We start from the raw sequence: 9,967 nt of genomic DNA, 5'->3' as shown, positions 1-9,967 counted from the left end.
CCGTCAATGCGTAAGTCCTATCAGATTGGCTTTACTGGCCCATATACTGGAGGGAAAAGGAAAATTCTCTGTGGTTAATACATTGGAGATAAACAGAATCCACAATAATGAACTCAACGCCAGCCAGCCAAAAGTGGTTTCTGAACGTCGGAATAGCCAGATAATCAGGCTAATGACTCCAATCGTACCGGATAGAATCATATTGATCTGAAAGAGCGTACGGCGATCCCAGATCTTTTTTGAGTAATGCTGGTCATTGGCCATGATGTTGTGAAATTCAATTCTGCCAAGCCCTGCACCCTGGAAACTATAGCCTCGTACATAAATCAGCAGTTCATTGTCTGTCTGCTTCAAGCCCGCAATGGGCAAAATCCAGTAACGTGGTACATTCCAGCTTTTAGACAAAGGCTCTTGCAGGTTTTGATCCGACCACAGCAGATCATCATTCAGGAAAACAGCTCCAGCAGAGTTCAGATAATCAATACCAAAAACAATGGGTTCAGCGAGACGTATATTGTCCTGACAAGACCAGCCCCAGCGAATTTTATACCAGGCACCCCCATTATATTTTGGCCAGTTATTTTTCCAGTTATCCGGCAATGTTACAGGTTGCCAGCCCGCATCCGGAATTTCGAGATGACTTGGGACTTGAACTTTTTGTTGCTGCTCAATGTTCACCTGACAAAGCTCGTTAATCTGAAAATTATTCTGTGCCAGACTGATGCAAGAGAACAGGCTCAGCCAGCTCCCTATCATTAATAGAGCGAGGAGCCTTAGTCCTTGTCTAAACATCTTGCTAACGGATAGCATTCGCACTAAAGAATACCTAAATGCCGGGCGGTGCTCACTGCTTTAGTCCGCTTGCTAACAGAGAGTTTGCGGTAAATATGCTTGATATGACTTTCAACGGTATAACGTGACACGCAGAGTTCATCAGCAATTTCACGATTGCTGAGCCCCTGTGCCACCAATGAAAGAATTTCTTTTTCCCGTTGAGTCAAGCTTTCCTGTTCAGGATCAAGTACGATCTGCTCCAAAGAGGAAGATGGCTCTGAACTGGAAATCTGCTTGAGAATTTCCCGTGCAATAAAAGGATCAATGGGTGCGCCGCCACGCAAAATACTACGAATTGCCAGACTTACTTCTGTATCATCACGTTCCTTGAGTACATAACCAGTTGCTCCTGCTTTAATTGCTTTTAGCAGACTGTCCTGAGTACTCCAAGCGGATACGACGAGTATCAAAGTTTGTGAACCGAGCTCATGTATTTTTTCTATAATTGAAATGCCATTTCCATCTGGCAATCCAAGATCAATCAGTGCTAAACAGAACGGTTCTTGCTGCAGAAGATATTCGGCTTCCCTGACATTATTGGCGAATAGCAATACCTCATCACTATACCCCAGATCCTTCAATATGTTCTTTAAACGGCACTGAATGACATATTCGTCTTCAACAATTAATACAGGTACCGGTAGCACGGCGTCTTGTGCTGTCATAAGCACACCCCTTATCGTTATTCTTATCACCCCATTGAAATTAAAATATAAACAAAAAAAGAAGAAAAATCATGAGTTTTTTTAACTTTATTGTGAGTAGCTCTAAGTATGAATAATTTTGAAAGCAGAGTTCTTGTTCTTGGAAAATTTAAATTTATAAACCATAAAAATGCCATCTATTTTCAGATGGCAATTTTTTATCTTCCAAATATTAGGAGCAGTTTATTTTTTGCTTTTCTTCTCAGGACCATATTGCTGCTTCAAATACTCCACAATATCTTTGGACTCAAACATTTTTGTATTGGTATTTGGGTCAACGAGATAAGGAACCTGAATATTATCTCCCATTACTTTTAAGACCTGTTCACGCTTACCACCCGGTAAAGGTTCATATTTCCCCGGTTTTAAACGCAGTTTTGCCAGACCTTGATCCTGCCAACGTTCTTTTGCCACATTATGATAGATGTAAGGGATTTCCAGTTCAGACAATACGCCACGGACAATACGGGTATATGGACTGGCTTCAAAGCCCCACAGCTCAAGAAGCTGTTCAGGCGCAGGGCTATTCTTCGACAACGGTTTAGCCATGCCACCACGTAGACCATTCACCATCGTACCTGCAATGGCAGCAACCGGCACTTTTGGATAATTTGAATATTTGGCTGGAGTCTTACCTGTCTTGCCATAATGCTTAAACAGGTGATGAATAATATCCTGAGATTCGTATAGCTTATCTCCGGTATTTTCATCTACTAAAAATGGAAACTGAAGTTTGCCACCTTGCTGTTTCACTTCGGGACGAAAGCGTTTACCGCCTCGTGGGCACGGATACACTTCATAATCGAGATTCAGTAAAGTCATGACCTCACGGACACGACGACAGAATGGCGATCCTTCATATTCATAAAGCTTGAGAGGCTTTTCAGGCTGATTCGGAAATGGTGTTCCAGTGGTACCACGTCCACCTTCCAGAAATGCGGATGCCAATGCCTGTGCTACTTTAATCTGATGGCCTAACATATCGTCTGTCCTCTTTATTATTTTCAAACCGTGAAAGCAGCAATCTAAACTGCCTGACTTCCACGGTATAGCTTGTTTTTGTATATTTTCAATAACCGGAATTAGTCCACCAGTTGTTCTTTGGACAAGATAATGCCGTTGTTATCGGCATAAACGTATTCACCTGATTTAAAGGTCACGCCACCAAAATAAAGCGGCACATCTACCTCACCAATCCCCTTACGGTTGCTCTTTTGAGGAATAGAAGCTAAAGCATGTACACCAAGATCAAGCTCAGCAATCGCATCGACATCACGGACACAGCCGTAGATAATTACACCATTCCAGTGGTTTTTCACCGCAGACTCAGCAATCAGGTCACCCATCAATGCACAACGCATCGAAGCACCACCATCTACAACCAGAACCTTGCCGGTACCATCTGTCGCCAATAACTCTTTTACTCGAGAGTTATCTTCAAAACATTTTACGGTCACAATCTGGCCGCCAAAACTTTTACGTGCACCATAGCTTCTAAAGAATTTGCCATCCAGGCATGGGGTGACCACCTGCAAGTTTTTATCCGGATTGTCATCAAGCAGGTCACAAGTTACAAATGGTACGCTGGACACGATTTTTTACCCTCATTTCATTTTTTGTATGGCTAAATTATCATAAATTTCAAATTTCACAGTCTGATTCAGCGCTGCATATACCATAGTATGAGCCACCTGCTCTGCTGTCACTGGCTTGTATTTAAAAGAATCGGGGATGAAATGCGAAAACTTGTCAAACAGGTTCTGTGCCGCGTCTTCCAGTAAACGCTGATGATCTCGCTCACCAATCAACAAAGAGGGTCGGAACAAGCTGATACGCTCCAGAGACAAGGTCTGGATATAATCCTCTAATTCACCCTTTACCCGGTTATAGAACAGTCTGGATTTTGAATTGGCACCCATCGCACTAATCAACAGATAATGAGCATCCGTTTGCTGCACCAGTTCGGCAAAATGGGCGTTGATGGTGTAATCGGTATTATAAAAAGCTTCTTTGGAGCCGGCTTTCTTTAGCGTGGTACCCAGACAGCTAAAGGCATGAGTATGGCCACTGACATCCTGATCATTGAGCATTAAGAAATCCTCAACGACCACCTGCTTGACCTTGTGCCACTGTTCAAATTCTGGTTGATGTTTACGCACGATGACGCTAATACGCTTACAACTAGGTTCATTTACCAGCTGTTGTACCAAAGTCTTTCCGACCAAGCCTGTAGCGCCAATCACGATAGGATATGTAATGGTTTTAGTCATTTTTTGTACGATCTCCCTGCTTAGATACTAATCTAACGTTTTCTTTAGAATTTTTCTGCAACTAAAATGTTGTCAAAGCATGTCAAGACTTGACTTAAGCCCATAGTTTCCTCAAAATATGGCACTTGTTTACGGGCTGGTGATAGTTCTTCTGATGTGGTTTTCAGTTGAGTTTCAGCCCGCCCAGACCAATCTATTTCAAGGAGTGCACGAGTGGCAAACTCTGCTCAAGCAAAAAAACGTGCTCGTCAAAACGTTAAAGCACGCAAACACAACGCAAGCTTGCGTTCTATGGTTCGTACATATCTTAAACGTACAGTAGCTGCTATTGCTGCTGGCGACTATGCTGTTGCTACTGAAGCTTACAAAAAAGCTGTTCCAGTAATCGACCGTATGGCTGACAAAGGTATCATCCATAAAAATAAAGCAGCTCGTCATAAGAGCCGTTTGAACGCGCAAGTTAAAGCATTAGCTTCTAACTAATCGCAAATCAAAAGAAGCCCTTTTAGGGCTTTTTTTGTGCCTGAAATTTAATACTAATTCAACAAAGAATTATGAATACCAGAAAGTTATCTAATCCTAGTTATAGAAATCTTCTATTCAAATAAAAATAGAATACATTATTCATCCTTATCCATAGAATGAGGTGTTGTGGTCTGGTCTTGCTGTGCATTGTCTGTATCACGCTGACAAGCAGTTAATCCCAGCATAACGACCAGACTTAAAATTGTGATTATTTTCATGATAACTCCTATGCTTCCAAAATTGGTTTAAATATCAGCATAGTGATATTTCATCATTACTCTATTTCACTTTCATACGATAAATGTAAAAAGCTCAACCTAAATGATTGAGCCTTTGAATTATTTATTGACCTTTAATTCGGTATTCTGAAATTGGGAAATATCCAGCTCATGCACTTTGCCACGCCAGATCCATTTTAGTTTAGATTCCTCAAATACATCGCCCTCAAACCAGACAAACAGACCTTCCATCATTTTCGGCCAGTCTTCACGACTGACTTCCTGATGCCCAGACATCACTGCAATCATCGCTGCCAGAATGGTGTCATGACTGACCGCCAGACTGAGTCCATACAGCGTTTTCGGATGAGTGTTGTAAATTAATTCCAGTACATCCACTACGCCATTAATGGGATGTTTCATTCCGGGCAAGGCATTATTGACGAAGCTATTGATAAAGCCCAATGCCCCCTGTTTTTTGAAATATGGCCCTGCTTTTTGAATATCCAGTACAAAGCTGCCTGGCTCAACCAGCAAACCCTGTTCAACGATTTCAATCTTATGGGTATGCGGTGCTTTATCCGTTGCATCTGCCCCCTCGATCATCAATGCTGCGGTATCTACACAGCGCTGAATCGGACTCGATATACAATGCTGGATATGCCGATCTGTCTGATTAACCAGATAAGCACCCCATTCCTGCGCCAGATCACGTCCTTGCGGCGTCAACTGCAAATCGTAACCTGCCAGTCCCTGACCAGCGACATCTTCACGCAGAGAATGCCGCGTAAACAGAGTCACAGGTGTCTTGGTATCAGGCAATAAATCTATTGCACTGAGCATACTTGGTGGAAGCAGTTTTAATGCCACAATCTTGCCAACTGATCTATCAACGGAATCTTCCTCACTATACCATGAACGGCTATGAGCTCAATCATTGTCTTGCATGTCCGCCAGTGCCTGTAAGGCTAGTACTTTCATAGCTTCATTCTTATAGGCGATAAACCCGCCATTCAGTAAGGTCTTGCGCTGGTTGTAGATGAATGGCCGACCTTCCAGATCAACCAACCCTCCGCCAATCCGCTCGAGCATGCATTGACCGGCACTGGTATCCCACTCAGAGGTTGGATGGAAACGAGGATAAATATCTACCCGGTCTTCAAGGATCATGCAGAATTTATAGGCACTTCCTGCCTTGAACTCGGTGTACGCGCTAAGTTTAGCCAGACTTTGCAGATACTCGATATATTTTGGCTTCTGCTGACTGCTCTGACTCAGACCGACAAAGACATCCTGATGATCGGTAGCTGACTCATAGCCAAACCATGCCTGATTCTGAATATCGTATTTAATCGGCAAGCCTTCTTCAGGACAGAAATAAATTAGCTGCTGTGCAGGAACCGCCAAAATGGCAAAAGTAGTCAGACTGCCTCTGACCAGACTGAGATTAATCGTGAATTCGGGGCGCTGATGCAAAAACTCTTTGGTGCCATCCAGAGGATCTAGTAACCAGAAATCTGTCCAGGCATGACGCTGATCCTGCTGCCCCTCTTCTGACAATAAAGGCAATTCTGAGATTTCCGCTAAAGCTTGGGTTAAATAACTATTCACCCGATAGTCTGCCTGGGTCACAGGAGAATCATCACTTTTCTTGACAATATCAAACGCAGCACCTGAACAATAACGCTGATATTCTTCTCGCAAAATTTCACAGGCCTGTGTCAAAATGGGCACAAACTGCAAAATCATCGGATCTTGTGGTGCTATTGTCGCTTTAAACATAGAAAACCTTATATGTCGAATTGCTCAGAAAAACCGCCTGTCATTTTTGATATGGACGGTTAGTTTCATAAACCACTAATTTAAATAATATTTATTTTAAAAATCATTTAAATCATATTTTTATGTACACATTCCTGTACACACTCAAATATATGCCTTATTTCAGTATAAGCAAAAAGCCCTCACTTGGAGGACTTTTCTACAATACTGATTATAGCTGCATGACGTTGCTTACAATCTACATACTTTCGTCGATCATCGACCATCACCTGCAGCACTTCTTTGGCTTGGCCAGACTTTAATTCCTGTAGATCCGGACACAGCGTTTTAAGGTTTGCCGGTATTGCCAGCGGTGTTGACTGCTGACACCCCATCGTCATCGAAGCAATTAGTGTGGATATAAACAGGACGCTCAACGATCTTTTGCACTTCACGTGTAATTGTTTCGGTTTTAACACGCTCAACTTCTTTTGATTCTTCATACTGCTCACCCGCTTGATTGGCTTTTTCCTGAGCTTCTTTTTCAGCATCAAGATACGGTTTTAGTTTTTTATCGATTTTGTCCTGACACGTGATTTCAGCATTCAGTACTTTGTTTTGCACTTTTGCCAGGCGAAAGGTTTGCACCCCACCAATGGCCACGGCGCTCAACAATAGAAATAGGAGAATGCAGATAATCACCTGGTAGAACTTTGCCAAGAATGCTGACATCAGTTCACCTCCATACATTTGTTGTAGCGTTCCAGCTGGCGAGTCCAGACCCCATAGCAGTTATTGGAACGAATGGAACAGTCACGCTTTGCGACATACTTCCATTTCAAAAGTGATTTGCATGCTTGGATGTAATCACGTGCCTTCAAGTTGCGCAGCATGGAAGATCCAGACCAAGCACCTGTGCCGTACTGGTAGGTGAAATCCAGATACAGATCATATTCAGGTTGTGAGATTGGGATATTCAGAACGGTTTTATTAAACCGCTGTGCATCCTTGTCCATGTGCAACTTGAGATATTCAAACGCCTGTTTGCGGTCAATCGCAGGGTCAGTCATTTTGACGCGCACACCGTTTGGATAGACCGTTGTGCCATGGCCAATGGTCGGCACATCCCCTTTGACTGGAATCACTGGCTTAGCTGTAAAGCCTTCTTTTATAGCCGTTACCTGAATCTGCTCATCGCTTGGACCAGTAATCCACATACCTGCAGCAAGCACCAGAGAAGATCCAATCACGTAGTATTTAGTTTTATTAGACACCGTACTGCCCCCCTTCTTTTTTCATCCGGAGTCGATGAATTTCATCAGCACGTTTATTTTCCAATCGCTTGTAGTACCAATTCACCATGAAGCCACCAAAAGCAAAAAGTATCCCTAGCCAAGCGAGTACATCGACTGATGCAAGATACGCCAAGAAACCAGAAGCGGCCCCTGCATACGTTGTTTTTGATGCAGCGGAAGAAACAGTCGCTGCCATTTCCATTACTGCTGATTTCTGATCGGACATGCCGCCCCCAATTTTTGACATTAAAAAACCCTGATCTAATTAAAGATCAGGGTTAACGGTGGTTTGTTGGGTGTTATTAAACTACAATTATCGCATCTCATCGTTAGCTAATAATTATGCTTAAAAAAATTTTGGTTTCATCTTGTATGTTTTTATTTTCCTGCTTTTGTTATGCAGAATTCATAGAAAATAGTGACATTACCACCTATCTAAATCAGCAATTAAAGTTGAAATCAGAAGTTAGGATCCCTGCTGGAAGCTATAAAATAGATGCAGGTAAGTCTATTGTATTACCGAGCAATTCATCACTTATTCTTTCTCCAAATACCAATCTAAATGTCATTCCAAATAAATTGGGTAGCTATCGCGTATTCAAGATTAAAAATGTAAAAAATGTAAAAATTTCAGGTGGAAAAGTCATTGGCGATAAATATACCCATCTTGGAAAAACTGGTGAATGGGGTATGGGTGTTGAGATTCGTGATTCACAAAACATATCCATCTCAGATATGAGTATAGATAAGATGTGGGGTGATGCTATCTATGTCGGAACTGATGGTAAAAACTCTACTTATAATATTAAGTTGAATAATATAGTAATGAACGACAATCGAAGACAGGGCTTAACAATAATTTCTGTTGATACCCTTAATGTCCGAAATTTGAAAGCAACAAATACTAGCGGAGCCAAGCCATCTGGAGGGATCGATATAGAACCTAATAATGGTACAGGTGTAATAAGAAATATTAGTCTTGAAAATATTGTTACCTCAAATAATGCAGGACCAGGCATTCAAATAGGCTTGAGTCGTTATGATAATACCAAGAAACCTGTTTCTATCAAAATTAATAATCATACGGATATCGGTTCTCAATATGGTCTTTTGTTGGGGGCTATCAGTGCAGTGCCATCTGGAAAAATAGAGATGAAATCAATTAACTACAGCAAAAGTAAAAATGCGAGCTGCTTTAATTCATGGACCAATAAAAAATTTAATATTGATATTTTAGGTGATATTGGGTTGGTAAAAACTAGATATTGTATGGCTTATTTAAAACATCCCAATATCAATATAAAAAGCTTTAACTAAGGTCTTTTTTAATTTAACTAGTATCAGAGGTTCGTGTGCACATATCCATCAAAACAAAAGTCAATAAAAAATATTTTCTGGCTTTCTCATTCTCAATTCTATTTGCACTTTTCATTGCACTGGTACCTTGGACGGATTTAAGAAGTAGTCCTTATTACGATAGAGCAAACTACGTTTATTTCATGGATGAGGTTGTAAATAAAACTCATTGGTTTGATTTTGATGGTCTTTTAACAAAAATCCTCAATGAATGGGGATGGCATAAATTTCTATCGTTCACCACAGAAACACTTGGTTTAAGTTCAGGACCTATAATATTTTTTATTACGTTCCTTTCAGTATTTACTGCTTCAATGTTTTTATCAAAGCGATATTCAATTGCAAGTATATTGCTACTTATAAATCCCCTGTACGTGGACTTTGTAGCATCACAATTACGTCTTGCCTTCGCCATGAGTATTATCTTTATAGGCTATTACTTCTATCGAAAGAAGAATTTTATATACATTCCAATTCTAGCGTCCACACCATTTATCCATACCTCTGCTGTATTATTTATATTTATTATTGGGGTTTCACTAGTAATTTCTAATATAAAATCAATTCCCGCACAAATAAAAACTGTAATTTCAATGTTGGTAGGGTTTATAGTTGCTGCTGTTACTGGCCCATTAATGGCAAGTATTTTGACAAATTTAGAGGATCGTCGAGCTGAATATAGCGATATGTCGTCCCCATTACTCTATATGATTTTTTGGCTCGTTATCTATTTATACTTATTGTTTAAAGGTTTATTTGAAAAGCAAGATAAGCAGTTCTCTTTCTATATCGCTATTTCTATTTTAAGCATTGTTTTTCTAAACACGATCATGAGTGGATATTCTTCTCGTTTCTTGGCAGCCTGCTTCCCTTTTGTAATTGCAGCCTTAATTGAGATTAAAGGAAAGGAAAAAAGTATTCTTTTTCTTTCTTATATCGCATATACCACAATGCTTTGGTTTTTCTGGTTCACTTAAAATTAAATATAATAAAAAGGGGCAGCA

The 9,967-nt window shown here is 40.7% G+C and carries 13 protein-coding genes and 1 pseudogene; 3 read left to right on the top strand and 11 right to left on the bottom strand.

The window, feature by feature from the left end; translation table 11 throughout:
- Positions 1 to 18: 18 nt before the first annotated feature.
- The 5 genes and pseudogenes from B3Q46_RS04950 to B3Q46_RS04930 form a co-directional block, all read right to left on the bottom strand.
- Positions 19 to 756, bottom strand: a pseudogene (locus B3Q46_RS04950) (ATP-binding protein); the annotation flags it as partial.
- A gap of 59 nt (positions 757 to 815) precedes the next feature.
- A complete protein-coding gene (locus B3Q46_RS04945; protein WP_034702603.1) occupies positions 816 to 1,499 on the bottom strand; it encodes a LuxR C-terminal-related transcriptional regulator in 684 nt (227 codons plus the stop codon).
- A gap of 222 nt (positions 1,500 to 1,721) precedes the next feature.
- A complete protein-coding gene (locus B3Q46_RS04940; RefSeq protein ID WP_034702605.1) occupies positions 1,722 to 2,519 on the bottom strand; it encodes a glutathione S-transferase N-terminal domain-containing protein in 798 nt (265 codons plus the stop codon).
- Positions 2,520 to 2,620: 101 nt separating this feature from the next.
- Complete coding sequence (gene rraA, locus B3Q46_RS04935) at positions 2,621 to 3,130, bottom strand: ribonuclease E activity regulator RraA (protein ID WP_104426194.1); 510 nt, start codon at positions 3,128 to 3,130, stop codon at positions 2,621 to 2,623.
- A gap of 12 nt (positions 3,131 to 3,142) precedes the next feature.
- A complete protein-coding gene (locus B3Q46_RS04930; protein WP_034702612.1) occupies positions 3,143 to 3,808 on the bottom strand; it encodes an NAD-dependent epimerase/dehydratase family protein in 666 nt (221 codons plus the stop codon).
- A 213-nt stretch (positions 3,809 to 4,021) separates the two neighbouring features.
- Between B3Q46_RS04930 and rpsT the strand changes: the two genes are divergently transcribed.
- On the top strand, positions 4,022 to 4,291 hold the full coding sequence (gene rpsT / locus B3Q46_RS04925; protein WP_004786139.1) for a 30S ribosomal protein S20: 270 nt from the start codon (positions 4,022 to 4,024) through the stop codon (positions 4,289 to 4,291).
- Between the two features lie 137 nt (positions 4,292 to 4,428).
- Here rpsT and B3Q46_RS04920 read toward each other — a convergent pair whose 3' ends face one another.
- The 6 genes from B3Q46_RS04920 to B3Q46_RS04895 all read right to left on the bottom strand — a co-directional run bounded on the left by B3Q46_RS04920 (position 4,429) and on the right by B3Q46_RS04895 (position 7,854).
- On the bottom strand, positions 4,429 to 4,551 hold the full coding sequence (locus B3Q46_RS04920; protein WP_004786141.1) for a hypothetical protein: 123 nt from the start codon (positions 4,549 to 4,551) through the stop codon (positions 4,429 to 4,431).
- A 120-nt stretch (positions 4,552 to 4,671) separates the two neighbouring features.
- Complete coding sequence (locus B3Q46_RS04915; protein WP_104426195.1) at positions 4,672 to 5,421, bottom strand: histidine phosphatase family protein; 750 nt, start codon at positions 5,419 to 5,421, stop codon at positions 4,672 to 4,674.
- A 60-nt stretch (positions 5,422 to 5,481) separates the two neighbouring features.
- Complete coding sequence (locus B3Q46_RS04910; protein WP_104426196.1) at positions 5,482 to 6,333, bottom strand: 3'(2'),5'-bisphosphate nucleotidase CysQ family protein; 852 nt, start codon at positions 6,331 to 6,333, stop codon at positions 5,482 to 5,484.
- Between the two features lie 327 nt (positions 6,334 to 6,660).
- Complete coding sequence (locus B3Q46_RS04905) at positions 6,661 to 7,044, bottom strand: hypothetical protein (protein WP_286713810.1); 384 nt, start codon at positions 7,042 to 7,044, stop codon at positions 6,661 to 6,663.
- Positions 7,044 to 7,586 (bottom strand): glycoside hydrolase family protein, encoded by a 543-nt coding sequence (locus B3Q46_RS04900; RefSeq protein ID WP_286713808.1) that lies wholly within the window; start codon positions 7,584 to 7,586, stop codon positions 7,044 to 7,046. The genes B3Q46_RS04905 and B3Q46_RS04900 overlap by 1 nt, the downstream gene beginning before the upstream one ends.
- Positions 7,579 to 7,854, bottom strand: coding sequence for a holin (locus B3Q46_RS04895; RefSeq protein WP_262734369.1), 276 nt, complete (start codon positions 7,852 to 7,854; stop codon positions 7,579 to 7,581). The genes B3Q46_RS04900 and B3Q46_RS04895 overlap by 8 nt, the downstream gene beginning before the upstream one ends.
- A 95-nt stretch (positions 7,855 to 7,949) precedes the next feature.
- Between B3Q46_RS04895 and B3Q46_RS04890 the strand changes: the two genes are divergently transcribed.
- Together B3Q46_RS04890 and B3Q46_RS04885 are read left to right on the top strand one after the other, a co-directional pair.
- A complete protein-coding gene (locus B3Q46_RS04890) occupies positions 7,950 to 8,924 on the top strand; it encodes a right-handed parallel beta-helix repeat-containing protein (RefSeq protein ID WP_286713805.1) in 975 nt (324 codons plus the stop codon).
- A 35-nt stretch (positions 8,925 to 8,959) separates the two neighbouring features.
- Entirely contained in the window at positions 8,960 to 9,940 is a 981-nt protein-coding gene (locus B3Q46_RS04885) for an EpsG family protein (protein ID WP_004782313.1), read from the top strand.
- Positions 9,941 to 9,967: the final 27 nt, after the last annotated feature.

It is taken from the genome of Acinetobacter sp. UBA2581 (genome assembly GCF_002339435.1).
Taxonomy (GTDB): Bacteria; Pseudomonadota; Gammaproteobacteria; order Pseudomonadales; family Moraxellaceae; genus Acinetobacter; species Acinetobacter variabilis.
This window is presented reverse-complemented; position numbering and strand designations above follow the sequence as displayed.

Bases quoted from the DNA above. Each gene is read 5' to 3' on its own strand.
- B3Q46_RS04945 (WP_034702603.1), bottom strand. From the start codon at position 1,499: ATGACAGCACAAGACGCCGTGCTACCGGTACCTGTATTAATTGTTGAA.
- B3Q46_RS04940 (WP_034702605.1), bottom strand. From the start codon at position 2,519: ATGTTAGGCCATCAGATTAAAGTAGCACAGGCATTGGCATCCGCATTT.
- B3Q46_RS04930 (WP_034702612.1), bottom strand. From the start codon at position 3,808: ATGACTAAAACCATTACATATCCTATCGTGATTGGCGCTACAGGCTTG.
- B3Q46_RS04920 (WP_004786141.1), bottom strand. From the start codon at position 4,551: ATGAAAATAATCACAATTTTAAGTCTGGTCGTTATGCTGGGATTAACT.
- B3Q46_RS04910 (WP_104426196.1), bottom strand. From the start codon at position 6,333: ATGTTTAAAGCGACAATAGCACCACAAGATCCGATGATTTTGCAGTTT.
- B3Q46_RS04905 (WP_286713810.1), bottom strand. From the start codon at position 7,044: ATGTCAGCATTCTTGGCAAAGTTCTACCAGGTGATTATCTGCATTCTC.
- B3Q46_RS04895 (WP_262734369.1), bottom strand. From the start codon at position 7,854: ATGTCAAAAATTGGGGGCGGCATGTCCGATCAGAAATCAGCAGTAATG.
- B3Q46_RS04890 (WP_286713805.1), top strand. From the start codon at position 7,950: ATGCTTAAAAAAATTTTGGTTTCATCTTGTATGTTTTTATTTTCCTGC.